At 55.7% G+C, this 25,963-nt stretch carries 22 protein-coding genes, 7 tRNA genes, 1 other RNA gene and 2 pseudogenes; 21 read left to right on the top strand and 11 right to left on the bottom strand.

Annotated elements, in window-relative coordinates; all coding sequences use genetic code 11:
* Positions 1-13: 13 nt before the first annotated feature.
* Positions 14-775 (bottom strand): phospholipid-binding lipoprotein MlaA, encoded by a 762-nt coding sequence (gene mlaA, locus CW267_RS14175; RefSeq protein WP_008803901.1) that lies wholly within the window; start codon positions 773-775, stop codon positions 14-16.
* Positions 776-1,064: 289 nt separating this feature from the next.
* Here mlaA and CW267_RS14170 point away from each other — a divergent pair, with 289 nt between their 5' ends.
* The 4 genes from CW267_RS14170 (at position 1,065) to CW267_RS14155 (ending at position 4,126) form a co-directional block, all read left to right on the top strand.
* Positions 1,065-1,994 (top strand): formate/nitrite transporter family protein, encoded by a 930-nt coding sequence (locus CW267_RS14170; RefSeq protein WP_008803900.1) that lies wholly within the window; start codon positions 1,065-1,067, stop codon positions 1,992-1,994.
* An 89-nt stretch (positions 1,995-2,083) separates the two neighbouring features.
* Positions 2,084-2,158, top strand: a tRNA-Arg gene (locus CW267_RS14165).
* Positions 2,159-2,407: 249 nt separating this feature from the next.
* Positions 2,408-2,890 carry a WbuC family cupin fold metalloprotein gene (locus CW267_RS14160; protein WP_008803899.1) on the top strand — a complete coding sequence of 161 codons (483 nt, stop codon included), beginning with the start codon at positions 2,408-2,410 and terminating at the stop codon, positions 2,888-2,890.
* A gap of 375 nt (positions 2,891-3,265) precedes the next feature.
* A complete protein-coding gene (locus CW267_RS14155) occupies positions 3,266-4,126 on the top strand; it encodes a hypothetical protein (RefSeq protein ID WP_012967487.1) in 861 nt (286 codons plus the stop codon).
* On the opposite strand, the gene cynR is transcribed toward CW267_RS14155, so the two are convergent.
* Entirely contained in the window at positions 4,123-5,064 is a 942-nt protein-coding gene (gene cynR, locus CW267_RS14150; protein ID WP_023340583.1) for a transcriptional regulator CynR, read from the bottom strand. The genes CW267_RS14155 and cynR overlap by 4 nt on opposite strands.
* Before the next feature lie 132 nt (positions 5,065-5,196).
* Here cynR and CW267_RS14145 point away from each other — a divergent pair, with 132 nt between their 5' ends.
* The 3 genes from CW267_RS14145 (at position 5,197) to ypdK (ending at position 7,258) form a co-directional block, all read left to right on the top strand.
* Entirely contained in the window at positions 5,197-5,655 is a 459-nt protein-coding gene (locus CW267_RS14145; RefSeq protein ID WP_016161607.1) for a nucleoside deaminase, read from the top strand.
* Positions 5,652-6,848 carry a cyanate transporter gene (locus tag CW267_RS14140; RefSeq protein WP_032736070.1) on the top strand — a complete coding sequence of 399 codons (1,197 nt, stop codon included), beginning with the start codon at positions 5,652-5,654 and terminating at the stop codon, positions 6,846-6,848. The genes CW267_RS14145 and CW267_RS14140 overlap by 4 nt, the downstream gene beginning before the upstream one ends.
* Before the next feature lie 338 nt (positions 6,849-7,186).
* Positions 7,187-7,258 carry a membrane protein YpdK gene (gene ypdK / locus CW267_RS14135; protein ID WP_099119320.1) on the top strand — a complete coding sequence of 24 codons (72 nt, stop codon included), beginning with the start codon at positions 7,187-7,189 and terminating at the stop codon, positions 7,256-7,258.
* 70 nt (positions 7,259-7,328) lie between these two features.
* Here ypdK and alaC read toward each other — a convergent pair whose 3' ends face one another.
* Entirely contained in the window at positions 7,329-8,543 is a 1,215-nt protein-coding gene (gene alaC / locus CW267_RS14130; RefSeq protein WP_008803894.1) for an alanine transaminase, read from the bottom strand.
* An 88-nt stretch (positions 8,544-8,631) separates the two neighbouring features.
* Here alaC and CW267_RS14125 point away from each other — a divergent pair.
* Positions 8,632-8,805, top strand: a pseudogene (locus CW267_RS14125) (phytanoyl-CoA dioxygenase); the annotation flags it as partial.
* A 14-nt stretch (positions 8,806-8,819) separates the two neighbouring features.
* On the opposite strand, the pseudogene CW267_RS30570 reads toward CW267_RS14125, so the two are convergent.
* Positions 8,820-8,927, bottom strand: a pseudogene (locus CW267_RS30570) (hypothetical protein); the annotation flags it as partial.
* Between CW267_RS30570 and CW267_RS14120 the strand changes: the two are divergent.
* The gene (locus CW267_RS14120) at positions 8,926-10,623 is read left to right on the top strand and encodes a sensor histidine kinase (protein WP_012540955.1); all 1,698 of its coding nucleotides are present in this window, start codon (positions 8,926-8,928) and stop codon (positions 10,621-10,623) included. The pseudogene CW267_RS30570 and the gene CW267_RS14120 overlap by 2 nt on opposite strands.
* 11 nt (positions 10,624-10,634) lie before the next feature.
* Complete coding sequence (locus CW267_RS14115) at positions 10,635-11,372, top strand: LytR/AlgR family response regulator transcription factor (RefSeq protein WP_012967486.1); 738 nt, start codon at positions 10,635-10,637, stop codon at positions 11,370-11,372.
* Between the two features lie 52 nt (positions 11,373-11,424).
* On the opposite strand, the gene glk is transcribed toward CW267_RS14115, so the two are convergent.
* Positions 11,425-12,390, bottom strand: a complete 966-nt coding sequence (gene glk, locus CW267_RS14110) for a glucokinase (protein WP_012540954.1) — start codon at positions 12,388-12,390, stop codon at positions 11,425-11,427.
* A 263-nt stretch (positions 12,391-12,653) separates the two neighbouring features.
* Here glk and CW267_RS14105 point away from each other — a divergent pair, with 263 nt between their 5' ends.
* Positions 12,654-13,889, top strand: a complete 1,236-nt coding sequence (locus tag CW267_RS14105) for an ion channel protein (protein ID WP_032736207.1) — start codon at positions 12,654-12,656, stop codon at positions 13,887-13,889.
* Here CW267_RS14105 and CW267_RS14100 read toward each other — a convergent pair.
* Complete coding sequence (locus CW267_RS14100; protein ID WP_023340586.1) at positions 13,886-15,547, bottom strand: alpha-keto acid decarboxylase family protein; 1,662 nt, start codon at positions 15,545-15,547, stop codon at positions 13,886-13,888. The two genes, CW267_RS14105 and CW267_RS14100, sit on opposite strands and share 4 nt — an antisense overlap.
* Before the next feature lie 180 nt (positions 15,548-15,727).
* Here CW267_RS14100 and mgrA point away from each other — a divergent pair, with 180 nt between their 5' ends.
* Positions 15,728-16,720: an L-glyceraldehyde 3-phosphate reductase gene (mgrA, locus tag CW267_RS14095; protein WP_012967483.1), complete on the top strand. Its 993-nt coding sequence runs from the start codon at positions 15,728-15,730 to the stop codon at positions 16,718-16,720.
* 130 nt (positions 16,721-16,850) lie between these two features.
* The gene (locus tag CW267_RS14090) at positions 16,851-17,204 is read left to right on the top strand and encodes a DUF2502 domain-containing protein (protein ID WP_008803887.1); all 354 of its coding nucleotides are present in this window, start codon (positions 16,851-16,853) and stop codon (positions 17,202-17,204) included.
* A gap of 57 nt (positions 17,205-17,261) precedes the next feature.
* On the opposite strand, the gene CW267_RS14085 is transcribed toward CW267_RS14090, so the two are convergent.
* Entirely contained in the window at positions 17,262-18,503 is a 1,242-nt protein-coding gene (locus tag CW267_RS14085) for an Nramp family divalent metal transporter (protein WP_008803886.1), read from the bottom strand.
* A 346-nt stretch (positions 18,504-18,849) separates the two neighbouring features.
* On the opposite strand from CW267_RS14085, the gene nupC reads away from it, so the two are divergent.
* Positions 18,850-20,052: a nucleoside permease NupC gene (nupC, locus tag CW267_RS14080; protein WP_012540950.1), complete on the top strand. Its 1,203-nt coding sequence runs from the start codon at positions 18,850-18,852 to the stop codon at positions 20,050-20,052.
* Positions 20,053-20,100: 48 nt separating this feature from the next.
* Here nupC and CW267_RS14075 read toward each other — a convergent pair whose 3' ends face one another.
* The 3 genes from CW267_RS14075 to CW267_RS14065 all read right to left on the bottom strand — a co-directional run bounded on the left by CW267_RS14075 (position 20,101) and on the right by CW267_RS14065 (position 22,674).
* Positions 20,101-22,272, bottom strand: coding sequence for an EAL domain-containing protein (locus CW267_RS14075; protein WP_023340589.1), 2,172 nt, complete (start codon positions 22,270-22,272; stop codon positions 20,101-20,103).
* Positions 22,273-22,481: 209 nt separating this feature from the next.
* Positions 22,482-22,557, bottom strand: a tRNA-Ala gene (locus tag CW267_RS14070).
* A 41-nt stretch (positions 22,558-22,598) separates the two neighbouring features.
* Positions 22,599-22,674, bottom strand: a tRNA-Ala gene (locus CW267_RS14065).
* A 219-nt stretch (positions 22,675-22,893) separates the two neighbouring features.
* Between CW267_RS14065 and CW267_RS14060 the strand changes: the two genes are divergently transcribed.
* A complete protein-coding gene (locus CW267_RS14060) occupies positions 22,894-23,247 on the top strand; it encodes a YfeC-like transcriptional regulator (protein ID WP_008803883.1) in 354 nt (117 codons plus the stop codon).
* A 3-nt stretch (positions 23,248-23,250) separates the two neighbouring features.
* Positions 23,251-23,643: a MerR family transcriptional regulator gene (locus CW267_RS14055; RefSeq protein ID WP_032736073.1), complete on the top strand. Its 393-nt coding sequence runs from the start codon at positions 23,251-23,253 to the stop codon at positions 23,641-23,643.
* A gap of 52 nt (positions 23,644-23,695) precedes the next feature.
* On the opposite strand, the gene gltX is transcribed toward CW267_RS14055, so the two are convergent.
* Positions 23,696-25,114, bottom strand: coding sequence for a glutamate--tRNA ligase (gltX, locus tag CW267_RS14050; protein ID WP_008803881.1), 1,419 nt, complete (start codon positions 25,112-25,114; stop codon positions 23,696-23,698).
* 259 nt (positions 25,115-25,373) lie between these two features.
* On the opposite strand from gltX, the gene CW267_RS14040 reads away from it, so the two are divergent.
* The 5 genes from CW267_RS14040 to CW267_RS14020 all read left to right on the top strand — a co-directional run bounded on the left by CW267_RS14040 (position 25,374) and on the right by CW267_RS14020 (position 25,930).
* Positions 25,374-25,449 (top strand) — tRNA-Val (locus CW267_RS14040).
* 45 nt (positions 25,450-25,494) lie between these two features.
* Positions 25,495-25,570: transfer RNA gene (locus tag CW267_RS14035), tRNA-Val, on the top strand.
* A gap of 46 nt (positions 25,571-25,616) precedes the next feature.
* Positions 25,617-25,692: transfer RNA gene (locus tag CW267_RS14030), tRNA-Val, on the top strand.
* Positions 25,693-25,696: 4 nt separating this feature from the next.
* Positions 25,697-25,772, top strand: a tRNA-Lys gene (locus CW267_RS14025).
* A 22-nt stretch (positions 25,773-25,794) separates the two neighbouring features.
* Positions 25,795-25,930, top strand: a non-coding RNA gene (locus CW267_RS14020) — RtT sRNA.
* The last annotated feature ends 33 nt before the right edge of the window (positions 25,931-25,963 follow it).

The raw sequence follows: 25,963 nt of genomic DNA, 5'->3' as shown, positions 1-25,963 counted from the left end.
TATCATTCGCAGATTACTGTGAATCAATATCCTTCAGCTCATCCTGAATAGCCTGGGCATTCGGGTTGTCCGCCGGGGTCAGCTTACCGCCGTTGGCGATAAAGTCATGGCGCTGGAAATAAGCTTCACGCACCAAAATGTAAGGATCGGAAGACTGACGGAGCAGGCCGTCGGAATCCAGCAGTTGAGCACGCGTTTCAATCCCTTCGACAGCCCATTTACCAATCGACATCGGCCAGGTCAACCAGGAGAGTACCGGGTAGAGGCCATCGGCCATATCACCGCCTTCATCGCGCAGCGTAAAGCTACCGTAGAATGGCAGTTGCACATACGGACCATAGCCGACGCCATAATGGCCGAGCGTGCTGCCGAAACGATGCGGTTCAACGCGCTGCAGCTGCGGATTCGCCATGCCCGCGACATCGATCAGACCGCCCATCCCGAGGATGGTGTTCAGGAAGAAACGGGTAAAGTGCACCATACCTTTATAGGGGTCGCCCTGCAGGAAGGAGTTCACCATTACCGCCGGCTCTTCAAGGTTGCTGGTGAAGTTGCTCAAACCATTGCGCGCCGGCTGCGGGACGTAGTCACGCCATGCCACCGCCACCGGGCGAAGCACGTAAGGATCAACCACGTTAAAGTTGAAATTGAACATCGTGCGGTTAAACCCTTCTAACGGGTCTGAACGCCCCTGCGGCTGATCGCCAGAGCTGGAACTGGCACATCCCACCAGCAATGTGGCGCCAAGCGCAAGCGCCGACAGGCGATAATTCATAGGTGTCTCCCTGGTTTTTATGGCTATCGCGAGTTGCCATCCATGACGGAAAGACAACGTTTCCGCCCGTATAGATGTGAGCGATTGTAACAGCACGTTGAACGATGTCTATATCACCCAAGTTGTTGATTTGATCATAGCCTGGGAATAACGAGATCGCGGGGCTCCTATTCTACCGGAGCAACAAAAATCTGACGTTACCATTTTTGCGATTTCAGAGTATGCCCAGCCAGACGGCAGGGAAAGCCGCTACGCTATATCTATATAGATTGATAGCGAGGGCCACGAAATGGATGAACTAGACAATAACAAATTAAAACCAGCGGATGACGAGCGAGAAGTCGAAAGTGAAGAAAAACAGCGCGGCGAGGAAATAGAAGTGGATGAAGATCGCCTGCCCTCGCGGGCGATGGCCATCCATGAACATATTCGCCAGGAAGGGGAAAAAGAGATGGAACGCGATGCGCTGGCCCTGTTGTGGTCAGCCATTGCGGCCGGTCTGTCGATGGGCGCCTCCCTGCTGGCAAAAGGGATTTTTCACGTCAAACTGGAGGGGATCCCGGGCGGGTTTTTACTGGAAAATCTCGGGTATACCTTCGGCTTTATTATCGTGATCATGGCCCGCCAGCAGCTGTTCACGGAAAATACAGTTACCGCCGTTCTGCCGGTGATGCACAATCCCACCCCAGGTAACATCGGTTTGCTGATGCGGTTGTGGTCGGTGGTGCTGGCTGGCAACCTCATCGGTACCGCAGTGGCCGCATGGGCCTTCAATTTTATGCCCGTCTTTGATGAACCAACTCGTCAGGCCTTTGTCAGCATCGCCGAAGATGTAATGAAAAACAGCCCGACGGAGATGTTCGCTAATGCGATTATTTCCGGATGGCTGGTCGCCACCATGGTCTGGATGTTTCCTGTCGCCGGTGCGGCCAAGATCGTGGTGATTATTCTCATGACCTGGCTTATCGCCCTGGCGGATACGACTCATATCGTGGTGGGATCGGTCGAGATCCTTTATCTGGTGTTTAACGGAAGCCTGCCCTGGAGCGACTTTATCTGGCCGTTCGCCCTGCCGACGCTGGCGGGAAATATCTGCGGCGGGACCTTCATCTTCGCGCTGCTGAGCCATGCGCAGATCCGTAACGATATGAGCAGCAAGCGAAAAGCGGAAGCCCGCGCCCAGGCTGCGGAGAAAGCCAAAAACGCCGACCGGGCATAAAAAAAGCGCCCTGAGTGGCGAGGGTTTAAGCAGTCAGACGGTATGGCTCTTACTCAGGCGGGCAAAAAACGCTATACTCGCACCGCCTTGTCCCCTTAGTTAAATGGATATAACGAGCCCCTCCTAAGGGCTAGTTGCAGGTTCGATTCCTGCAGGGGACACCATATAAACGTTGACCGCTATTTCCCACCATTACCTAAACGCCAGCCATGGCATATTCTTCTCGCCATCATAATTTGCCGAAATTATCCGCGAGTGGATTAGCCAGGACAGGAAGGGGCGCCCCAGTCAATCGCACAGACAATAAACCGACAAAAACGCGCATTCCGCGTACAATGCCCCTTGGCTTAAACAGTCATAAGCCACTACCCCAGTGCAACCTTCTCTGGACGATACAGGAGCCAGGCGTTGATATGAAACAGATCACCCTCAGCGATATGCAGCAGCAGAGCGAAGCGGCAGCCAGTGCACCGCGCTTGCGTGCCCATCGCAATTTTCATCCCGAACTAAGCGACCCGGTACAGCGCCTCGCCATTGCGATGGAACCCGGCACCTATATCCGTCCGCACCGGCACAGACATACCTTCGAACTTTTGCTGCCCCTGAAAGGCCGCTTTGTGGTACTGAATTTTGATGACAATGGCGTAGTCACCCGCCGGGTGGTGCTGGGTGAAACCTGCACGGCGCTGGAAATGGAAGCCGGTACCTGGCATACGGTGCTCTCGCTCGACCCGGGCGGGATGGTTTTTGAAGTTAAGCAAGGTGCTTATCAGCCGCTTGCCGAAGTTGACACCATGGCCTGGGCGCCTGCCGAAGGCCAACCGGGCACCGCAGAGATGATGGCATGGTATGCCATCGCGCAGCCAGGTGATCGTTTTCTGTCGACGCCACAATAACAACAGGTACACCAAACAGACGCGACTGGCGTCTGTTTGCCCCCCTGCCGACCACGAAGGTCGCCAATTGACTGTCCCTTTCTTCGAACTCCGCTCGTGCTCGCCTTCAACATTCCTGCAAAAAGATTCCTGCCAGAAAGAAATGCTTATATTGAGCAAACTATTTTTCTCTACGAATAAGAGATGATAAGATAACGGGATAAAGTAAATACGCGGCAGCAAAACAATAAAAACAGCCAATTTATCGACATATTATTCTCAATGTGAATGGGTTTTGTTAATCAGGTAAAGGAAGTCAGCGGGAAGAATAAATCCTTGTCATCGATGCTTTTTGCTCACCATGGCGATTTATTTTTTCATCGACGTACAATTCTTATGAATATTACAGAACGGAATATCTGGAAGCTAAATAATTTACCGCCAATGGAGTATTGCTCTCTGGCGCGGGCGCAAAAATTATTAAACTGCGAACTTGAAGACATTCTTCACTGGCATGATATTGGTGCGATCAATCTCTGTCTGAAGCTTAATCCGACGCGGGGAACATTAAAAATAGCCGTCCTTTCTCATCAGGAAAAAGACGTGACCACCGCGCTTAATCCGCTTGCCTCTGCCGAGGAAGTGGAGACTTTCTGGTCACCCCACTCCCATATCCGCAGCATTCTGCGGCTTGATGGCGATATTCCGATTGTGGAAACATTACGCGGAAATACGGTGACGCAGTTTAACGTAAAAGTGTCCGCATCTGGACTCTGGCACCCACACAGTCGGAATTTAATGGCGCTACTCGAGGCGCCTGATGATATTCTTTACGAAAACAGACTCAGCATGATGCTGCCCGACAAACCGTTTGTCTATTGTCATTTCATTCCGGATGAAGACGAATACTCTGCTATATCATTGAACCGCATCTATATCACCAGCCAGGCCATTGAGAAAATATACGCTCACAGTATTAGCGCCCGGCCTATGGACGTGACAAAAAATTCGCTGCTGGAACAAACCAGTTACATCCATCAGGAATTAACCGTCCTGCCGCAAAATGAGGTATTGCTGGAATTTATCCATTACCTTATTCAGTCCCATACCGTATTTAATGAGAAATTACAGAATATGGCCGAGCCAGACAAGACTCAGCTCTTTCATCACGTACTGGAAAGGCTCAAAGAAGAGGGCATGCTCCGGGAGAACACCCTGCCCGATGAGGCCGATATCCTCAGCGAAGCCGATCGTTAGTCCAGGCTCGTCGGCAAGTGACGCAGGTCCTCATACAGGGCCTGGCCGTTTTCCTGCTCAAGCGTTACCGCGATCTCCCGCGCCAGCGCAATGAATTCGCGCGCCGCAGCGCTCTGCCATGCGCCCTGGCGCTGCAGCAAACAGGCCGTGCGCTGCAGCAGCGCGGGCTTAAGCTCAATGGCCACGAGGTCATCATACTGTCCGGCGATCGCCGCTGGCAGCAGCGTCGCAAGCGGCGTGCCGCGAATAACCGTTAGTACGGCGCCGATCGAATTCGCCTCCATCCGCACGTCAGGTTCGAGCCGATGACGGCGACAATAGCGGTCGATTTGTTCCCGGGTGGCAAACTCGCTGCTCAGTAAAATCAGCGGCTGTGCGTCAAGAGCCTGCAGCTGCAGGTGGCTCTCCTGAGCCAGCGGATGCGCGCGGCTCACCACCAGCGCGAGGGTTTCCGTCAGCAGCGGCTGAACCACAATATCCCGCGAGAGGCTCTCGTCAAAGGCAATTCCCACATCCAGTTCATCCTCCAGGAGCATCGTTTCCATCCGCTCCTGGTTCATCTCCTGGATAAGCAATTTCACTCCGGGGTAGCGTCGATAGTACGCCTCCACCAGCGGCCCCAGCATGTAAGTGGTAAAGGTCGGCGTCATGGCGATGCGGAGTTTACCACGCTGCAGATCTTCTGTGTCATGCAGGGCGCGCCGCCCCTCCTCAAGATCGCGTAACGCGCGGCGGGCATACTCCAGCCAGATCTCTCCGGCATCGGTCAGGCGGGTATAACGACCAGAGCGGTCAAAGAGCTGAACCTCCAGCATCGCTTCCAGCTGGCGGATCTGCTGTGACAGCGCAGGCTGGGAGATATGGAGCGCCGCGGCGGCGCGGGTAAATCCACGATGTTCTGCCACGGCGATAAAGTAGGAAAGATGGCGTAGGAGCATCCGCTTACCTATAAGCAATTCAAATAGGGTTCATCATAAATAAGTCTTTTAACTTATGAAACAAGATACGTACTCTCTACCTACCATCCTCTGCGTTTTTCACCATCAACATCATCTTATGCAGGAGTGACTATGTCCGCTGACGATCGCTATCTCCAGCGCGCATTAGCGCTGGCAAAACAAAATATTGCTGACGGTGGCCGCCCCTTCGGCGCCGTTCTGGTGCGGCATGATGAGATTGTCGCCGAAGCCGTCAATACCTTTCATCTGAACGGTGACCCAACGGCGCATGCCGAACTGAATGCCGTTCGCGATCTTGCCGCCAGACTGGGAAGCGAGGTGCTGCGCGAATGCGTTATCTATGCCAGCGGGCAACCTTGTCCTATGTGCCTGAGCGCACTCTATTTAACCGGCGTGCGGGAAGTATTTTTCGCCAACAGTAATCAGGATGGCGAGCCCTTTCAGCTCTCAACCACCGCGATTTATCAGCAGCTGCAGCAGCCGCTGTCCCGGCAGACGCTGCCCATCCACCACTGCCCGCAGCCGGAGGGGCCGGCACTTTATCAGCGCTGGGCGGAACAGCAACCATGACGCCCATGCTGCGACAGAATCTGACGCTGTGTGTCCTGGTACTCATCGGGATAAACATGCGTCCGCTGCTCACCTCGATAGGTCCCTTGCTGCCGGATATCCGCGCCGCCAGCGGGATGAGCTATACCCTGGTCGCGCTCCTCACCGCCCTGCCGGTCATCGCGATGGGCGTGCTGGCGCTGGCCGGCGGCTGGGTCGATCGCACTGTTGGTCAAAACCGCAGCATTGCGCTGAGCCTGCTGATTATCGCGGCGGGTGCCCTGCTGCGGGAAAGCGCCCCACATAGCGGTTTGCTGCTCAGCAGCGCCCTTGCGGGGGGAATTGGCATCGGCATTATCCAGGCCGCCATCCCGGCGGTGATAAAGCGTCTGTTCGCCCGGCGTATGCCGCTGGTGATGGGACTATGGTCGGCGGCGCTGATGGGCGGCGGCGGGTTAGGCGCTGCGTTCACGCCATGGCTGGCGTCACGCAGTACGGTCTGGCACCAGGCGCTGGCCTGGTGGGCGCTCCCTGCCCTGCTGGCCCTACTCGGCTGGCTGGCAATTTGCCGGCAATTGCCTCGCGCACCGCATCAGACCAGCGCTTCCCCCCGGGTCGCGATTATTGGCCAGCGCCGCGCCTGGACGCTGGGACTCTATTTCGGACTGATCAATGCCGGTTACGCCAGTCTGATCGCCTGGCTGCCGCCCTACTATATCCAGCTTGGCGATAGCGCCCAGTACAGCGGCTCACTGCTGGCGCTGCTGACCGTCGGGCAAACCGCGGGGGCGCTGCTGCTCCCGGCGCTGGCTCGCCAGGATGACCGACGCCAGCTTCTGCTGTTCGCGCTGGCGCTACAGCTCATTGGCTTCTGCGGCTTCATCTGGCTGCCGCAGCACGTCCCAGCGCTGTGGGCCATCGCCTGTGGAGTGGGTCTGGGTGGCGCCTTTCCCCTGTGCCTGGTGCTGGCGCTGGATCACGCCGGACAACCGGCGGTAGCCGGCCGGCTGGTGGCGTTTATGCAGGGTATCGGATTTATCATCGCAGGCCTCTCCCCCTGGCTTTCCGGCCTGTTGCGCAGCCTGAGCGGGAACTACACGCTTGACTGGTCCTGGCATGCGCTCTGCGTCCTGCTACTCATGGCGCTCACACTGCGCTTTATCCCGGCTCACTACCCGGCCGAGTGGCGGCCGCGCGCCTCTGACCAGCATTAAATCGGCGGCGGCGCGTAGCAAAGAAATTGCGCGCGCCCTCGCTGGCCGTCCTCCATTTTGCCCATCGCCAAAATCCGTTTTAACAGCGTCGCTGGCGTGAAATTTATTACCGGGTGAAATTAATGTGTCGCCGAATCACGACACTCCTAAGTAACTAAAAATTAATAAAAAAATGCCCCTTGTTTCCCTCATTTTTTAGGCGTACATTAGCGCCATCTGGAGCACAAAGCGCACAGAATTGCGAGCTGCCGCAACGTGATTTTTCACCTGCGACAGCCCAGGAATAACAGAACAATTAATTCATTTGAACGTCGCACAAGCGCGTGGAGTGATGAATCGTGAAATACTTCTTTATGGGCCTCTCTTTTATGGTCATCGTTTGGGCCGGTACTTTTGCCCTGATGATCTAGACTGCAGCGGTGTCAAAAAAAACGGGAGCCCACTGGCTCCCGTTTTTGTTATGGCGTATTCGCCGAAGCGCTAGCTCGCGGCGGGCAGCAAGCCATCGGCGCGGAACATCGCCTTGATGCCACGGATCGCCTGGCGCGTACGGTCCCGGTTTTCGATCAGCGCGAAGCGGACGTGAGTATCGCCATAGTCGCCAAAGCCTATCCCCGGCGAGACGCAGACCTTCGCTTCATTAAGCAACTTTTTCGCAAACTCCAGCGAGCCCATGGCAGCGTAAGGTTCCGGTATTTTTGCCCAGACGTACATGGACGCTTTCGGACATTCCACCATCCAGCCGGCTTCGTGGAGCCCTTTCACCAGCACATCGCGACGGCGCTTATATTGTTCGGCAATTTCACGCACGCACTGCTGATCGCCCTCAAGGGCAGCGATCGCCGCCACCTGCAGCGGCGTAAACGTGCCATAGTCGTGATAGCTTTTGATGCGAGCGAGGGCATTCACCAGGGTCTTATTGCCGACCATAAAGCCAATGCGCCAGCCGGCCATGTTATAGCTTTTCGACAGGGTAAAGAACTCGACGGCGACATCACGCGCGCCGGGCACCTGCATAATGGAGGGCGCTTTCCAGCCGTCATACACGATATCGGCATAGGCCAGATCGTGGACGACCAGGATGTCATACTGCTTCGCCAGGGCGACGACCTTTTCAAAGAAGTCCAGCTCCACACACTGCGCCGTTGGATTCGAGGGAAAACCAAGGATCATCATCTTCGGCTTCGGGTAACTCTCGCGGATGGCGCGTTCCAGCTCGTTAAAGAAATCCACACCTTCCACCAGCGGCACCGAGCGCACCTGCGCCCCGGCAATCACCGCGCCATAGATATGAATCGGATAGCTGGGGTTTGGCACCAGCACCGTGTCGCCATGATCCAGGGTCGCCAGCATCAGGTGCGCCAGCCCCTCTTTCGAACCAATGGTGACGATCGCTTCCGATTCCGGATCGATGTCAACGTTATAGCGTTCTTCATACCAGCGTGAAATGGCGCGACGCAGGCGCGGGATCCCCCGCGAGGTAGAGTAACCATGGGTATCAGGCCGTTGGGCAACGGTGCAAAGTTTTTCCACGATATGCGGCGGCGTCGCGCCATCGGGATTGCCCATACTGAAATCAATAATATCCTCGCCGCGCCGACGCGCAGCCATTTTCAGTTCAGCAGTAATATTAAAAACGTACGGGGGGAGACGATCGATACGCGTAAAACGGCGTTCAGGACTGGATTCAGCCATAGGTTCCTCTGATTAACGTTAGCGCCCGGACCGTCCGAGCGACGCTGCCGCTGTTGCGGCTCGTTTAGAAAATAACCTGAAAAAAAACATGTTGTCGAGAGGGCCGGTAAAAAATATTCCCTGGCATATAAAACGGGTATCGACGGCGCTAAATACGGCAGTTCATCGCCGGAATATTCCAGAGTTGTATAAGAGTGGTAACACATTGATATCTTTCTTAACACAGAATTTTATCGTTAAAAGCCAGGGCTGCCGCTCTCGCGGTGGCCCCCCACCAATCCCCTTTAAAAAGTATGCCTTTTCCTCATTATATTTCTGCGGCTGGTCTTCTGCCGTCAGGTTTTTTATCATGTTCTTTTCTGGCCACTGACGCGGCGCACCCATGCACGAAATTTTTACGATGATGCTGGCGGTCTATGATCGTGCGGCCCTGATGCTTATTTGCCTGTTTTTCCTCATTCGCCTGCGCCTGTTCCGCGAACTGTTGCATAAGTCGGCCCATACGCCGAAAGAGCTGCTGGCCGTGACCGCCATTTTCTCGCTGTTCGCCCTGTTCAGCACCTGGTCCGGCGTCCCGGTGGAAGGCTCGCTGGTAAACGTACGCATTATCGCCGTCATGTCCGGCGGGATCCTGTTTGGTCCGTGGGTAGGGGCAATTGTCGGGGTGATTGCCGGCGTACACCGCTACCTGATTGATATCGATGGCGTCACCGCCGTGCCCTGCTTTATCACCAGCATTGTCGCAGGCCTGCTGTCAGGATTGATTAACCGTAAAGTGGCCCGCGATCAACGGTGGAAAATCGGCATTCTGGCCGGCATGGTGTGTGAGACCCTGACCATGATCCTGGTGGTGGTCTGGGCGCCTTCCCTGAGCCTCGGCCTGGATATCGTCTCTAAAATTGGTATCCCGATGATCCTCGGCAGCGTCTGCATCGGTTTTATCGTGCTGCTGGTACAGAGCGTGGAAGGGGAAAAGGAGGCCAGCGCGGCGCGGCAGGCAAAACTGGCGCTCGATATCGCTAACAAAACCCTGCCGCTGTTTCGTCACGTTAACAGCGATTCTCTGCGCCAGGTATGCGAGATTATCCGCCGCGACATTACCGCTGACGCGGTGGCGATCACTAATACCGAACATGTACTGGCCTACGTGGGCGTGGGGGAGGCCAACTATCAACACCACGACGATGTCATCAGCCCTACCACCCGACAAGCGATTCGTTATGGAAAAATCATTATAAAAAACAATGATGAAGCCCACCGCACGCCGGAGATCCACTCCTTGATGGTGATCCCGCTGTGGGAAAAAGGGGTGGTGACCGGCACGCTAAAAATCTATTACTGCCACGCCCATCGCATCACTTCGACGCTGCAGGAGATGGCGATTGGCCTGTCGCAAATAATCTCCACCCAGCTGGAAGTCTCCCGCGCCGAACAGCTGCGCGAGATGGCCAACAAAGCGGAGCTGCGCGCCCTGCAAAGCAAAATTAACCCGCATTTTTTATTCAATGCCCTGAACGCGATCTCCTCCTCGATTCGCCTTAATCCGGACACCGCGCGCCAGCTCATTTTTAATCTGTCACGCTACCTGCGCTATAACATCGAATTAAAAGACGATGAGCAGATTGATATCAAACGAGAGCTGTATCAGATCAAAGATTATATCGCCATTGAACAGGCGCGATTCGGCGACAAGCTGACGGTCATCTATGATATTGACGACGACGTCAGCTGCGTGATCCCGAGCCTGCTTATCCAGCCGCTGGTGGAGAATGCCATCGTCCATGGTATCCAGCCCTGTAAAGGCAAGGGGGTGGTGACGATCGGCATTAACGAGTGCGGCAATCGGGTTCGCATCAGCGTTCGCGACACCGGCAACGGCATCGATCCCGCCGTGGTCGCTCGCGTGGAAGCCGACGAAATGCCGGGAAATAAAATCGGCCTGCTTAACGTTCATCACCGGGTGAAGCTCCTCTACGGCGAGGGGTTGCATATCCGCACCCTGACGCCAGGAACAGAAATCGCCTTTTATGTCCCCAATCAACACACGCCGCAGGCGCTGACGGAGTCTCTGTTGTCATGAGCGGAGAAAAGATGAAAGTTATTATTGTGGAAGATGAGTTTCTGGCTCAGCAGGAGCTCTCCTGGCTTATCAACACCCACAGCCAGATGGAGATCGTCGGCAGCTTTGACGATGGCCTGGACGTGCTGAAGTTTCTCCAGCACAACAAGGTCGATGCCATTTTTCTCGATATCAATATTCCGTCGCTGGACGGGGTTTTGCTGGCGCAAAACATCAGCCAGTTTGCCCATAAGCCTTTTATCGTTTTTATCACCGCGTGGAAAGAGCACGCCGTGGAAGCCTTTGAGCTGGAGGCGTTTGACTACATCCTGAAGCCCTACCAGGAGTCACGCATCATCAATATGCTACAAAAGCTAACCGCCGCCTGGCAGCAGCAAAATAACGTCGCTGCGGGAGCGACCAGCGCGGCGCCACGAGAAAACGACACCATCAATCTGATAAAAGATGAACGAATAATCGTCACCAGCATTCATGATATTTATTATGCCGAGGCGCATGAAAAGATGACGTTCGTCTATACCCGCCGGGAGTCATTCGTCATGCCGATGAACATCACCGAATTCTGCAGCAAACTGCCCACCGCACATTTCTTTCGCTGCCACCGCTCGTACTGCGTGAATCTCAGCAAGATCCGCGAAATTGAGCCGTGGTTTAACAATACCTATGTGCTGCGCCTGCGCGACCTTGAATTTCAGGTGCCGGTGAGCCGCAGTAAAGTGAAAGAGTTTCGCCAGCTGATGAATCTGTAGAGGCGGGAAGTCCCGCCATCCGGGCTACGACGGTAGCCCGGGAGGGATGCGCTTATAACACCTGGCCCAGCGTCTGACGCAGATGCGCGCCAGAGCCCAGCAGGCCCGGGTTTTCATGCACGATCAGGTAAACCGGAATATCCTGAACATAAGCTTTGAAACGGCCTTTGTCTTCAAAACCGCCGCGGAAGCCGGAGGCTTTAAAGAACTCCAGGAAGCGCGGCACGATGCCCCCGGCGATATACACGCCGCCAAAGGTCCCGAGAGTCAGCGCCAGGTTTCCGCCGAAGCGGCCCATAATGACGCAAAACAGCGACAGCGCCCGGCGACAGTCGGTACAACTGTCCGCCAGCGCTCGCTCGGTGACCTCGCGCGGCTGCAGGTTTTCCGGCAGGCGGCCATCAGATTTCACAATCGCGCGGTACAAATTGACCAGTCCGGGACCCGAGAGCACGCGTTCTGCGGAAACATGCCCCAGCTCGGCGCGCAGCTCTTCCAGAATAATCCCCTCTTCTTCGCTGTTCGGCGCAAAATCGACATGACCGCCTTCGCCCGGCAGGCTGACCCAGCGCTTGTCAACGTGCACCAGATGCGCCACGCCAAGCCCGGTTCCGGCGCCATAAACGGCGATCGGTTTGCCCGCCACCGGAGCGCTGCCGCCAAACTGAATGAGGTGCTCGGCTTTCAGCATCGGGATGGCCATGGAAACGGCGGTAAAATCGTTAATTATCTCCAGATGGGCAAAGCCAAGGTTGCGCTTCATTTCAGCGATGGAGAAGGCCCAGGTATGGTTGGTCATCGCTACCCAGTCGCCGGTGATCGGGCAGGCAATGGCGATACAGCCTTCGTTGACGGTCACCTGGTGCTCCTCCAGATAGACGCGCACCACCGCCTCCAGACTGGGATAATCGAGCCCGGAATAGGTCTTAGCACGAGAGATCTCTCCGCTCGCCAGATCACATAGCGCCAGGCGGGCGTTGGTCCCCCCGACATCTCCTACTAAAGCAAATTTTGTCATTCCGTTACGGCTCCGCTAAAGTCAAAATAATTCTTTTGGCACACTGTAAATTCATGGCGGCTTAACAACAACGTCCAACGCGCAGACGCCCCTTGTTTAGCGACACAGGTCACATTTAGTTTGTAATCTATGCAAGGTAGTCTGTAAACGACGCCTCGGATATCAGACGCCGCCTTAACTTTATCGTTTCAGCACCATTTGCATCGACGGCCCCTACCGACGAAGGCAAAGTAGTGCTTCAGAACTTTGACAAGGACATTTTCATGCTCCATCCTCGCGCCAGAACAATGCTGATCCTGTCGGTGCCGGCCATCCTGATAGGTATCGCCTGCAGTCTGATCCTGATCGGCGCGATGAAGGTTGCCGCGCTGCTACAGCGCGTGCTGTGGAGCAATCTGCCCACCCAGTTGGGGATCAGCGCTGACAGCCCGCTATGGATTATCGCCATGCTCACAGCGACAGGGATCGCCGTGGGCCTGGTCGTCCGCTACAGCCCGGGACACGCCGGGCCGGATCCGGCGACCGAATCGCTCATTGGCGCCCCCATTGCCACCGGCGCGCTGCCCGGGCTGCTGGCCGCGCTGATCCTCGGCCTTGCCGGCGGCGTCAGTCTCGGCCCGGAGCATCCGATTATGGTGGTGAATATTGCGCTGGCCGTCGCCGTCGGTTCACGGCTGTTTCCGCGCGTCAGCTCGCTGGACTGGACCATCCTCGCGGCCTCAGGCACCATCGGCGCCCTCTTCGGCACCCCGGTGGCCGCCGCGCTGATTTTTTCGCAAACCCTCAACAGCAGCAACGAGTCGCCGCTGTGGGATCGTCTTTTTGCGCCGCTGCTTGCCGCCGCCGCGGGCGCGCTGACGACCGGGCTGTTTTTCCACCCACATTTCACGCTGCCGATCCCCCATTATGGCCAGATGCACTTCGTCGATATCATCAGCGGCATGATCGTCGCTCTGATTGCTATCGCCGTCGGCATGGTGGCCGTCTGGTGTCTGCCGCGCCTGCACTCCATGATGCATCGCCTGAGACATCCCATCCTGACGCTGGGCATCGGCGGGCTGCTGCTGGGGATCCTGGGGACTATTGGCGGGCCCTTAACGCTGTTTAAGGGGCTGGATGAGATGCAGCAGCTGGCTTTCAGCCAGACGCTAACCGCCGCGGATTTTCTGCTCATCGCGCTGGTCAAACTGGCTGCCCTGGTGCTCGCCTCCGCCAGCGGTTTCCGCGGTGGGCGGATTTTCCCGGCGGTCTTCGTCGGGGTGGCGCTGGGGCTGATGCTGCATGCCCACGTGGATGCCGTGCCAGCGGCGATCACCGTCTCCTGCGCGATCCTCGGCATGGTGCTGGTCGTCACCCGCGACGGCTGGCTGAGCCTGTTTATGGCCGCCGTGGTGGTCCCGGATACGACGCTGCTACCGCTGCTGTGCATTGTGATGCTCCCGGCCTGGCTGCTGCTGGCCGGGAGGCCGTTGATGATTGCCAAACGACATACCGACTAAACGCGGCTGTTTCGTTCCTCCAGCGCCTGCGTCACCGCACGCAGGAAATCGGGGATATCCATTTTCGGTAGCATCACTTCGACCAGGGTAAGGGTATCGGAGGTGATGCTTTCCGCCATCGCTTCCCGTAGCTCAGCCGTGTGCGTGACCCGCCAGCAGCGAGAAACAACGTCCGGGGCGAAGGCTTCCGGCAGCCGCTGCCAGTCCCACAGGGCGATGTCATTGTAGCGCTGCTCAGGGCCATGAATCGCCCGCTCCACGGTATACCCTTCGTTATTCAGCAACAGAATAAGCGGTTTTTGCTTATCGCGAAGCATAGAGCCCATCTCCTGAATCGTCAGTTGGGCGGCGCCATCGCCGACAATCAGCACCACCCGCCGCTCTTCCGCCGCGGTTTGCGCGCCATAGGCGGCCGGGAGGGTAAAACCAATCGACCCCCACAGCGGCTGAACGATCAGCGATGCCTCAGAGGGAAGCTTAAGCGCCGCGATGCCAAACGCCGCCGTCCCCTGATCGGCGAGGATAATATCGCCGGGGCGCAGCGCATCCTGCACAGTCGACCAGAAATTCTTCTGGGTTAACTCGCCTTCGGCCTCCTCTTCCACTTCCGGCGCCACGACCTGAGGCGCCGCCCACTCCGCCGCCAGCGGGGCGGAAAGCGTCATTAATGCAGCCAGGGCTTGATCCATCGGCACGCCGCTGAACCAGTGGTCGCCCACCCTGACGGCGAAGGGCTGGATCTCAATGGTCTTCTCCCGCGCCAGATGCTGGGTGAATCCCGCGGTGATAGTGTCGGTGAAGCGCGTACCAATGCAGATGATGGTGTCGGCGTTTTCAATCGCCTCCCGGGTCTGCGGGGCGCTGGCGATCCCGCTATAGGTCCCGACAAACCCGCTCAGCTGCTCATCGAACAACCCCTTGCCCATTAGCATGGTGGCATGGGCGATGGGGGTTTTCGCCACCCACTCCCGGAGCGTGTTCTGCAGGCCATAGCGTTGCGCCAGGAAATCCGCCAGCAGAGAAATGCGTCGGCTGCCCCGCAGCAGGCGGCTGGCATGTTCTCGGAACCCGGCGAGCTGGTTTTCATCCGCCGGAGCGGGCTCCACCAGTAAGCGCTGGGCTGGGGCAATCGCTGCCGCTCTGGCGACATCGGCCGGCAGCATCAGATAGCCGGGCCGATGATGCGTCAGCATATCGCGCAGGACACGGTCGATCTCATAGCAGGCGTTGCCGGCGGTCAGCAGCGCCTGGCTGCAGGTGATCTGCTCGCTCATGCGGGCGAAATGGCGAAAATCGCCATCGCCGAGGGTATGGTGCAGCAGTTCGCCACGCTGCTGAGCGCCGGTAGAGGGCGCGCCGACGATATGCAATACCGGAATATGTTCCGCATAGCTACCCGCAATGCCGTTCAGCGCGCTCAGTTCGCCGACGCCGTAGGTGGTCAGCAGCGCACCGGCCCCTTTGATGCGCGCATATCCGTCAGCGGCATAGGCCGCATTCAGCTCGTTGGCGCAGCCGACCCACCCCAGGGCGCTGTGCGCGATGACGCGATCGAGAAACTGTAAGTTGTAATCTCCTGGTACGCCGAACAAGCGGTCAATACCGCAGTCAACGAGGCGATCCAGCAGATAATCCCCAATAGTGTAGGTCGGTTGCATGTCCATTATCCTCATTTTGGTGCAGGTGTAATTTGAGTATTGAATAAGCGATCCGCCTGTCCAGAAGGGGGACGATAAAGCCGGTGTAAAGCAATAGTTACGCCCAAAAAGCGGTGTACTCCACGCAAAACATTGATTAGTGTAAACGCATACACACCCTGTTTTATCTGCGGAGGAAGAATGGTTTACCAGGCAAGCACCACGCGATATCAAACGATGGAGTATCGTCGCTGCGGGCGCAGCGGCCTTCAGCTCCCGGCGATTTCTCTCGGCCTGTGGCACAACTTTGGCGACGAAACGCGCGTGGAGATCAGCCGGCAGATGCTCCTGCACGCGTTTGACCTTGGCATAACTCATTTCGACCTGGCCAACAACTATGGGCCGCCGCCGGGTTCAGCAGAGAGCAATTTTGGCCGCATTCTGAAAGAGGCGCTCCAGCCCTATCGCGATGAGTTGATCATCTCCACCAAAGCGGGCTACACCATGTGGGACGGCCCGTACGGCGACTGGGGTTCACGCAAATATCTGGTAGCCAGTCTTAACCAGAGCCTGCAGCGCATGGGGCTGGAGTATGTCGATATTTTTTATCATCACCGCCCGGACCCGCAGACCCCACTGACGGAAACAATGCGTGCGCTCGATCATCTTGTCCGTCAGGGTAAAGCGCTGTACGTCGGGATCTCCAACTATCCGCTGGCCCAGGCGCAGGAGGCGGTGAAGATCCTTAACGACCTCGGTACGCCCTGCGTCATTCACCAGCCCCGCTATTCGATGTTCGAACGCAGTGCGGAAGAGGGGCTGCTGGATTTTCTGCAGACGGAAGGGGTGGGAAGTATAGCGTTTTCACCGCTGGCGGGCGGACAGCTTACCGATCGCTATCTGAACGGTATCCCGGCCGACTCTCGCGCCGCCAGCAGCAGTCGTTTTCTGCAGCCGGAGCAACTGACCGCCGCGCGATTAGAAAAAATTCGTCAGCTAAATACGATAGCGGAAGAGCGCGGGCAGAAGCTGTCGCAGATGGCGCTGGCCTGGGTTCTGCGCGAGGAGAAAGTGACCTCCGTGCTGATCGGCGCCAGCAAAACCGCGCAGCTGGATGATGCCGTCGGCATGCTGCAGAATCGCCATTTCAGCACCGAAGAGTGCGCGGCCATCGACGCCATCCTTGCGCTGTAAAGCAAATGTTACTTTAGCAAAAAGTGCTCTTTTCTGCGCTTTCGGAGTTCGTCCGATGCGGCGGGTCTTTACCGGCCCGTAATATCAGGTTAACAGGCCGCTTACGGCCCCGATCGTGAAGGAGAAGAGTATGTTCAGGTCACTGATTCTGGCAGCAGTACTGCTGGCCGCAGCGCCACTAGTCGCTAACGCTGGTGAAATCACCCTGCTGCCATCGGTAAAATTACAAATAGGCGATCGTGACAATTACGGTAACTACTGGGACGGTGGCGGCTGGCGCGACCGTGATTACTGGCGTCGTCACTATGAATGGCGTGATAACCGTTGGCATCGACATGACAACGGCTGGCACCGCGGCTGGGACAAGGGTAAAAATAAAGCCTGGGAGCGCGGCTATCGTGCTGGCTGGAGCGACCGCGACGACCACCGCGGCGGCTGGGGACGAGGCCCGGGCGGACGTGGCCATGGCCATGGTCATCACTAACAGACGAAAAGGGGAGCCCATTGGCTCCCCTTTGCTTTAACCAGCGCGGGTCAAGAACTACGCCACGCCGAGCAGCGATCCCACAATTAACCAGCCGTTCAGACTCACCACAATGACGACAATCACCCAGCCAGTGACTCTCACCCAGCGGGTATTCACCAGGTCGCCCATCAGTTGCGCATTGCTGGTAAATATCAGCAGCGGCACCAGAGCAAGCGCAATACCAAAGCTCAGCAGCACCTGACTCATCACCAGGATACGCGTAGGATCCAGCCCCAGCAGGATCACCACAAACGACGGCAGCATGGTGACCGCCCGGCGAAACCACAGCGGAATATGAAAGCGGATAAACCCCTGCATGACGACCTGCCCTGCCAGGGTACCCACTACCGTCGATGATAAACCTGCAGCGACCAGGCTCAGACCAAAGATGGTCGCCGCCGCGTGGCTCAGCAGTGGCTCCAGCGTTCTGTAAGCCTGATCGAGATCGGCGACGCCGGTATGGCCGTTGAAATGGAATGCCGCCGCGGCGGTCGCCATCATCGCCAGGTTGACAAACCCGGCAATGGTCATGGCGATCGCCACATCCCAGCGGGTCGCGTTATAGCGCTCTTTCCGCGTACCGCCGTGCAGATGCTGGGTAAGCGAGGAATGTAAGTAGATAACGTGCGGCATAATGGTCGCCCCCAGTACCCCGGCGGCTAAGAATACCGCCTCGCCGTTGGGCAGCGTAGGGATCACCAGCCCTTTTGTCAGGGGGGCCAGCGCGGGCTGAGAAAAGATCAACTCCACGACATAGGCCACAGCGACAAACAACAGCAGCCCGCCGATCACCTTCTCCAGCGGCTTTTGCCCGCGCCGCTGCAGCATCAGGATCAGGAAGGTCGCCACCCCGGTCAGCACCGCCCCCTGCAGAAGCGACACGCCCAGTACCAGCTTAAAGCCAATCGCAGCGCCGATAAATTCAGCCAGGTCGGTGGCCATCGCAATGATTTCCGCCTGCACCCAATAGAACCACACCACCGGGCGCGGGTAATGGTCACGGATCTGCTCGGCCAGATTTTTGCCGGTGGCAATGCCCAGTTTGGCAGAGAGCACCTGGATCAGCATCGCCATCAGGTTGGCCCATACCACGACCCACAGCAGCTGATAGCCAAAGCTGGCGCCAGCCTGAATGTTAGTGGCGAAATTACCGGGATCGATATAGCCAATGGCAGCGACGAAAGCGGGCCCCATGAGGGCGAGCTTCACCTTGCGCGCGGCGCGACTACTGCTATTCTCAACGCGACTGCTAGTCATCTTCTGCCTCTGGAAATATAGCCTTTGCTATGTTTCATGCTATCAAAATGCGAATGATTATCAAGTTCATTTAAAATGGAGATAATGATTGCTGTGATAGGCGGGAACAATAGCTGGCCGGAAATGAAAAACGGGCGTTAGAACACGAGAGCGTGCCCAGTACTAAGAGTAGTACAAGAATGCAACTTTTAAAACCTTTACGTAACATAACAAAAGTGGATGTTTGATCACTATTTTTGCCATTGGTCACAGTTCCTTGCAATAGTGTGCAATTGATCTCGTTTTCTTTAAAGCCGTTGCATAGAATGTGCACGGAAATTTAACCTGCCTCATATTTGGAGCAACTATGGACCGCGTCTTGCATTTTGTCCTCGCGATCGTTGTGGTGGCTATACTGGCCCTGTTGGTCAGTCACGACCGTAAAAAGATCCGTATTCGTTATGTTGTTCAACTGCTTGTCATCGAAGTCCTGCTGGCCTGGTTCTTCCTGAACTCCGATATTGGTCTGGGTTTTGTGAAAGGCTTCTCTGAGATGTTTGAAAAGCTTCTCGGGTTTGCCAACGAAGGGACAAACTTCGTGTTCGGCAGCATGAACGATAAAGGTCTGGCCTTCTTCTTCCTTAAGGTTCTGTGCCCTATCGTCTTCATTTCCGCGTTGATCGGTATTTTGCAGCATATTCGTATCCTGCCGATTGTCATCCGCGCCATCGGTACCGTTCTGTCGAAAATCAACGGCATGGGCAAGCTGGAATCCTTCAACGCCGTGAGCTCGCTGATCCTCGGTCAGTCGGAAAACTTTATCGCCTATAAAGATATTCTCGGCAAAATGTCGCGCAACCGCATGTACACCATGGCGGCGACGGCGATGTCCACCGTGTCGATGTCGATCGTAGGCGCGTACATGACCATGCTGCAGCCGAAGTATGTCGTCGCGGCGCTGGTGCTCAACATGTTCAGCACCTTTATCGTTCTGTCATTGATTAACCCGTACCGCGTGGAAGAGAGCGAAGAAAATCTGCAGATGTCGAATCTGCACGAAGGCCAGAGCTTCTTCGAAATGCTGGGCGAGTACATTCTGGCGGGCTTTAAAGTCGCGATTATCGTGGCGGCGATGCTGATCGGCTTCATCGCACTGATCTCGGCCCTGAACGCCCTGTTCGCCACCGTGACCGGCTGGTTCGGCTACAGCATCTCCTTCCAGGGGATCCTCGGCTATATCTTCTACCCGGTTGCCTGGGTGATGGGTGTGCCGGCAAGCGAAGCGCTGCAGGTGGGCAGTATTATGGCCACCAAGCTGGTCTCCAACGAATTCGTCGCCATGATGGATCTGCAGAAAATCGCCTCGACGCTCTCTCCGCGTGCGGAAGGCATTATCTCTATCTTCCTGGTCTCCTTCGCCAACTTCTCATCTATCGGCATCATCGCCGGGGCGATCAAAGGCTTGAACGAAGAACAGGGTAACGTGGTTTCTCGCTTCGGTCTGAAGCTGGTCTACGGCTCCACGCTGGTTAGCGTGCTGTCCGCCTCGATTGCGGCACTGGTTCTGTAACAGGCGCCAGTCATCTAAGCCGGGCAATGCCCGGCTTTTTTTTACCCGTCATTCGCCCAACGGCTGAGGCTTACCGACCAGGTAACCCTGCAGATAATTCACGCCCAGTTCCAGCAGGCGCGCTTTTTGCGGTTCGCTTTCGACATATTCCGCCACCACGCTCATCTGTTTCGCCCGCGCCATTTCGACAATCGATTTCACCATAATGGCGTCCAGCGGGTCCGTCAGAATGTCGCGGACGAAGCAGCCGTCAATCTTAATGATATCGGCCTGCAGATGCTTCAGTCGTTCATAGTTCGCATAACCGGTGCCAAAGTCATCAATGGCGATGGCGCAGCCAAACGCGCGCAGCGCGTCGAGATTTTGCTGGCTGGTGTCGGCATTGGAGAAAGCCTGCTCTTCGGTCACCTCAATGGTGATAAGATCTGGCGAAATGCGATAGCGTTGAAAGAGCGCGATAATCTGCGCCGCGCTATCCTTTTGCATCAGGGTTGAAGGCAGCAGGTTGACCGAGAACCGCTGGCCGGGATGCTGATGGAGCGAACTGAACAGGGTCTCCAGCACCAGCATGTCAAAACGCTGGCTGAGGTTAAACTGCACAATCAGCGGAATAAACTGATCCGGCATAATGACGCTATCGCCACAGCGCATGCGCGTGAGGATCTCATGATAGCCCTCCCCCTCCGCGTTTTGAATCGGTTGCGCATAGAGCACCAGCGCCCGCTCTTTGAGAACCTGCTTGACGCGCATCAGGAGGCGTACCTGCTCGGTGGTTTGATCCACCACCAGCTCCTGCTCCTCATCCAACGCCAGTACCCGGCGTTCACTGCCCGCCTGTTCGGAAAGCCAGCTGAGCTGGCCCAGCATCTGGTGCAGCGTCTCACCCTGACCGTCATCACGGCTCCATGCCGCGCCAAACTCAAGATCCAGCGGCTGATTATGCCAGCTGAACTTTTTGTGGTTGAGGATGGCGACCATATGGTTTAGCCGCGCCGCAGGGTCCGGCCCGTCAAGCACGAGGATCAATTCGCTGCCGGGAACCTGGAAGACTTTATCCGTTGCCCCCAACAGCGGCTGAAGCGCCCGGATGATTTGCCGTTTACAGTCCACGCCCATCATTAGCCCATAATGTCGGCTAAGAAAATCGAGATTATCGATACGCAAGCTGCAGATAGCCTGCAGAGGACTGCTCTGTAAATGGCTCACCAGCGCGCGCAGATTAGGTAAGCCCGTCAGCGGATCCTCTTCCGCCTGGCTACGCCAGCGGCGTTTATTGCGATCGCTGCGGGCATAGGTGTCTGCCATATAAAACAAACAGATAGTGAAGGAGATCAGGACTGACAGCACAAAGGATAATGAATACTCGCTTTGGACGCCCTGGAGAAAGTTTTTATTATACACCACCAGCAAAAAGGCTGAGACAGACCATGAAATACGCAGCAGCGCATGACCAATCCGGCTAATCCCGATAAAGTAGACAATAAATATCACCGGAACTAAATAACCGGCAATAAATTCAGACTGATACGGCGCACACAGTAAAGTTAATAAAAGCGCCAGCGAGATAAACCAATATAGGGTAAAAGAACGATGTTTGGGTGCCAGCCATGGTAAACATTCCTGACGCCAGAAACGTCGGGCATAGTGCGGACTGATAATCATCCGCATTGGATAATAAAGAAACGTCGTAAAAATTAATGCCGCGCTGATTAAACTTTGGATATCTATTACGGTATAAATCAACGGCATACTACCAAAGTAACTGGTAATAGATAATGGAAACGCAAAATATTGCCCGGCAAGGTACATGGTGATTTTCAACAGCACCGGCGCGAAGAAGCCGCCCCAGAAGATCCGCGCCCCCATATGTTTCGCCGTGGGGCCACACCGCCAGCGCTTGCCCACCATCAGGCGTAAAACAGCGCAGGAGACAAACACAGCAAACAGCTGACAAAAGAGCAGAATAAGCGCCTGTGACAGCGTTAATTCAATGAGAAAGCTATTGGTAATGGCAAACGCGAGAATTAATGGTGCGATCGCATAGCGGCCAAAGATAAAAATAACAGAAAACATCACGCTGATTGGCAGCCAGGCAATATAAATAAGATTGCCATCAATAACCGTTTGCGGTGAAATAAAACGAGCCAGCGGAATAGCGACTAAACTGACGAGAAAGGCCAACAGAGTTTTTTTGATATTAATGTTAATTTTATCAAGCATTATTGTTAATTAAAACTCCGGCAACCTCATTACGTTTAATGGGGGAAATGTTATGTTGCTTATTTAGGGCAGGCAAGGTGAATTATCAGGAAAAAGTCTGAAATTACTTTCGATTTTAATAGCTGGAGATTAACTGACTTAACCAGAAAGTGCTTTACATGAAAACAGCTAAAAACAAAAACCCCCGCCGAGGCGAGGGTTCTGAATTTTGGTGGAGCTAAGCGGGATCGAACCGCTGACCTCTTGCATGCCATGCAAGCGCTCTCCCAGCTGAGCTATAGCCCCACAGGACCTCTTTACGAACCAAATCTGCTGGGTGCAGAATTTGGTGGAGCTAAGCGGGATCGAACCGCTGACCTCTTGCATGCCATGCAAGCGCTCTCCCAGCTGAGCTATAGCCCCGTAACGTAAAGCGTGTCGTGTTGACGGGCGGCATAATATGAATTCCTCGCTCAGGTGTCAACGGCAAAATTATCCTTCGCAATTCAATCGCTGAAAAAGCAGGCAACTTGCTGACATTGCGAGCCTTATCGCAGCCAGAAGTTAAACAGGTCACTTTTTCACGTAAAAGGATGCTATAACATGTGCAGCTAATTCCCATACATTTACTCAGGAAATAGTATGCTCAAGGAACGAATGACACCTGAAGAAATCGCCCACCTGACCGGCTATAGCCGGCAAACCATCAATAAATGGGTGCGGAAAGAAGGCTGGCAAACCTCTCCGCGGCCTGGCGTCCAGGGTGGCAAAGCGCGGCTGGTCCATGTCAATGAGCAAGTCAGGGAGTTTATCCGCAGCGCTCAGCGCGTGGCAGAGACACCAGGCGCCTATTCTACCCACGACAGCGATCTGGAATCGCTGCTGCTGACCCTTAGCAAAGAGCTCACTCCCAGCGAGCAGAAGCAGCTGATGTCGCTGTTGCTGCGCGAAGGGATCACCGGGTTACTGCTTCGGTTAGGGATCCGCGATCGGTAAAGCATGATGAAACTGAAAGATAAAATGACACCCGCAGAGCTCGCCAACTGCCTGGGACTGGCCAGACAAACGATCAATCGCTGGGTTCGCGAGCAAAAATGGCGCACGGAAGCGATACCCGGCGTCAAAGGAGGACGCGCGCGACTGGTGGTCATCGACAAACCGGTGCTCGAATTTCTGACCAATGCGCCTGCCAGGCGCCATCTGTTTACCGACAATCATTTAGCGGAATCGCCCGGCGCTTATCTGGTCAATGAGGCTGACGTGGTCTGGCGGCAAATCACGGAAACCCTGCAACTGATGACTCCGGCCGAACAGCTGCAGCTTCGCGATCTGCTGGCCCGGGAAGGGATTAGCGGCTTTCTTGCCCGCCTCGGCATCGCCAGCCCGGCGTAACAGACAAAAAAAACGGCAGGAGTAACCTGCCGTTGTTTCATCCACGTCCCAATCAGGACGCCTGACCTTCACGTTCAGCGATAAAAGCCAGCGCTTTGTTGATACGCTCAACGCTACGGGATTTACCGATAGCGTGGACGGTGACGTCAAGCGCAGGAGACTGCCCTGCCCCGGTAACCGCCACGCGCAGCGGCATGCCGACTTTACCCATGCCGACTTCCAGCTCATCAGCGGTTGCCTGAATTGCATGGTGGACGTTCTCCGCTGTCCAGTCGCCGATCGCCGCCAGCTTGTCGCGAACCACTTCCAGCGGCTGACGCGCCACCGGACGCAGATGTTTCTTCGCCGCATCGGCGTCGAACTCAGCGAACTCTTCATAGAAGTAGCGGCAGCTCTGAGCAATCTCTTTCAGCGTTTTGCAACGCTCGCCCAGCAGTTTCACCAGCTCGGCCAGCTGTGGGCCATTACGGGTATCGATATTTTCCTGCTCGATGTGCCACTGCAGATGCGTCGCCACGTATTCCGCCGGCAGCGTATTGATGTAGTGATGGTTCAGCCACAGCAGTTTGTCGGTGTTGAACGCACTCGCGGATTTGCTGACCGCCCCCAGCGAAAAGAACTCGATCATCTCTTCGCGGGTGAAGATCTCCTGATCGCCATGGGACCACCCCAGACGTACCAGATAGTTAAGCAGCGCTTCCGGCAGGTAGCCGTCGTCACGATACTGCATCACGCTCACCGCACCGTGGCGTTTGGACAGTTTTTTACCGTCATCGCCGTTGATCATCGACACGTGGGCGTAAACCGGCACCGGCGCATTCAGCGCTTTGAGGATGTTGATCTGGCGCGGTGTGTTGTTGATATGATCTTCACCACGGATCACATGGGTGATCGCCATATCCCAGTCATCTACCACCACGCAGAAGTTATAGGTCGGGGAACCATCGGTACGACGAATGATCAGATCGTCCAGCTCCTGGTTGCTGAACTCGATAGGTCCGCGGATCTGATCGTCAAAGATCACCGACCCTTCCTGCGGGTTGGCGAAACGCACCACGCACGGCTCATCGTCGGCATGATGCTCGTGGCTATGGCGGCAGCGGCCATCGTAACGCGGCTTCTCACCGTTCGCCATTTGCTCTTCGCGCAGCGCTTCCAGACGCTCTTTCGAGCAATAACATTTATAAGCGGTGCCAGCTTCCAGCATCTCATCGATCACGTTGTTATAACGGTCGAAACGTTTGGTCTGGTAATAAGGGCCCTCATCCCATTGCAGATTCAGCCAGTTCATGCCATCCATGATGGCTTCAATTGCTTCCGGGGTGGAGCGTTCGAGATCGGTGTCTTCAATACGCAGCACAAACTCACCGCCGTGGTTACGAGCAAAAAGCCAGGAATAGAGAGCAGTACGCGCACCGCCAACGTGCAGATAGCCTGTTGGGCTTGGCGCGAAGCGAGTTTTGATTTTCATGAATTGGCCTTACGTTTAATAAAGATGCCGATAGCCGGCAATGTCCGGTGGAAATTATGGGTCAATATTCTAACACCGTGGGCTGATTCCTCAATGTTGATCCCGTCGGAACGTCACGGTTTGCCATTTTTGTTTATAAATCATGCTACGCCGCCGGTTTTACGATCGCTTTGTTTAATTTTACGACGAACGAACGAATTCTTTAGAAAAGGCGTTGACTCATTTTCAACTCTCCCTATAATGCGACTCCACACAGCGGGGGTGATTAGCTCAGCTGGGAGAGCACCTCCCTTACAAGGAGGGGGTCGGCGGTTCGATCCCGTCATCACCCACCACTACTTAACGTAGTCTCCGCCGTGTAGAACAGAAAATTGAGAAGTGGGTGATTAGCTCAGCTGGGAGAGCACCTCCCTTACAAGGAGGGGGTCGGCGGTTCGATCCCGTCATCACCCACCACTTTCTCGCCAGCTGGATTTTCTGTCAAAATGTGAAGTACCGAAGTGGGTGATTAGCTCAGCTGGGAGAGCACCTCCCTTACAAGGAGGGGGTCGGCGGTTCGATCCCGTCATCACCCACCACTTCGGGTCGTTAGCTCAGTTGGTAGAGCAGTTGACTTTTAATCAATTGGTCGCAGGTTCGAATCCTGCACGACCCACCAATGTAAAAAGGCGCCCTAAAGGCGCCTTTTTGCTATGCGCCGAACTCAACGATTCGAACCTGCAGCAGGTTCGGGTCGAACGCAGTGAGACAACGGAGCCGCTTGCGGCGACGGCCCGAAGGGCGAGGCGAAGCCGAGTCATCCTGCACGACCCACCAATGTAAAAAGGCGCCCTAAAGGCGCCTTTTTGC

The organism is Klebsiella sp. X1-16S-Nf21 (assembly GCF_002837615.1).
In the GTDB taxonomy this organism is placed as follows: domain Bacteria; phylum Pseudomonadota; class Gammaproteobacteria; order Enterobacterales; family Enterobacteriaceae; genus Klebsiella; species Klebsiella variicola.
This window is presented reverse-complemented; position numbering and strand designations above follow the sequence as displayed.

Excerpts from the sequence above, each read along its gene's own strand:
- CW267_RS14100 (WP_023340586.1), bottom strand. The coding sequence starts at position 15,547 with ATGCAACCGACCTACACTATTGGGGATTATCTGCTGGATCGCCTCGTT.
- mlaA (WP_008803901.1), bottom strand. The coding sequence starts at position 775 with ATGAATTATCGCCTGTCGGCGCTTGCGCTTGGCGCCACATTGCTGGTG.
- CW267_RS14075 (WP_023340589.1), bottom strand. The coding sequence starts at position 22,272 with ATGCTTGATAAAATTAACATTAATATCAAAAAAACTCTGTTGGCCTTT.
- mgrA (WP_012967483.1), top strand. The coding sequence starts at position 15,728 with ATGGTTTACCAGGCAAGCACCACGCGATATCAAACGATGGAGTATCGT.
- CW267_RS14140 (WP_032736070.1), top strand. The coding sequence starts at position 5,652 with ATGACGCCCATGCTGCGACAGAATCTGACGCTGTGTGTCCTGGTACTC.
- CW267_RS14120 (WP_012540955.1), top strand. The coding sequence starts at position 8,926 with ATGCACGAAATTTTTACGATGATGCTGGCGGTCTATGATCGTGCGGCC.
- CW267_RS14060 (WP_008803883.1), top strand. The coding sequence starts at position 22,894 with ATGCTCAAGGAACGAATGACACCTGAAGAAATCGCCCACCTGACCGGC.
- CW267_RS14085 (WP_008803886.1), bottom strand. The coding sequence starts at position 18,503 with ATGACTAGCAGTCGCGTTGAGAATAGCAGTAGTCGCGCCGCGCGCAAG.
- cynR (WP_023340583.1), bottom strand. The coding sequence starts at position 5,064 with ATGCTCCTACGCCATCTTTCCTACTTTATCGCCGTGGCAGAACATCGT.
- alaC (WP_008803894.1), bottom strand. The coding sequence starts at position 8,543 with ATGGCTGAATCCAGTCCTGAACGCCGTTTTACGCGTATCGATCGTCTC.
- CW267_RS14145 (WP_016161607.1), top strand. The coding sequence starts at position 5,197 with ATGTCCGCTGACGATCGCTATCTCCAGCGCGCATTAGCGCTGGCAAAA.
- nupC (WP_012540950.1), top strand. The coding sequence starts at position 18,850 with ATGGACCGCGTCTTGCATTTTGTCCTCGCGATCGTTGTGGTGGCTATA.
- CW267_RS14115 (WP_012967486.1), top strand. The coding sequence starts at position 10,635 with ATGAAAGTTATTATTGTGGAAGATGAGTTTCTGGCTCAGCAGGAGCTC.
- CW267_RS14155 (WP_012967487.1), top strand. The coding sequence starts at position 3,266 with ATGAATATTACAGAACGGAATATCTGGAAGCTAAATAATTTACCGCCA.
- CW267_RS14105 (WP_032736207.1), top strand. The coding sequence starts at position 12,654 with ATGCTCCATCCTCGCGCCAGAACAATGCTGATCCTGTCGGTGCCGGCC.
- CW267_RS14090 (WP_008803887.1), top strand. The coding sequence starts at position 16,851 with ATGTTCAGGTCACTGATTCTGGCAGCAGTACTGCTGGCCGCAGCGCCA.
- CW267_RS14160 (WP_008803899.1), top strand. The coding sequence starts at position 2,408 with ATGAAACAGATCACCCTCAGCGATATGCAGCAGCAGAGCGAAGCGGCA.
- glk (WP_012540954.1), bottom strand. The coding sequence starts at position 12,390 with ATGACAAAATTTGCTTTAGTAGGAGATGTCGGGGGGACCAACGCCCGC.
- CW267_RS14055 (WP_032736073.1), top strand. The coding sequence starts at position 23,251 with ATGATGAAACTGAAAGATAAAATGACACCCGCAGAGCTCGCCAACTGC.
- gltX (WP_008803881.1), bottom strand. The coding sequence starts at position 25,114 with ATGAAAATCAAAACTCGCTTCGCGCCAAGCCCAACAGGCTATCTGCAC.
- CW267_RS14170 (WP_008803900.1), top strand. The coding sequence starts at position 1,065 with ATGGATGAACTAGACAATAACAAATTAAAACCAGCGGATGACGAGCGA.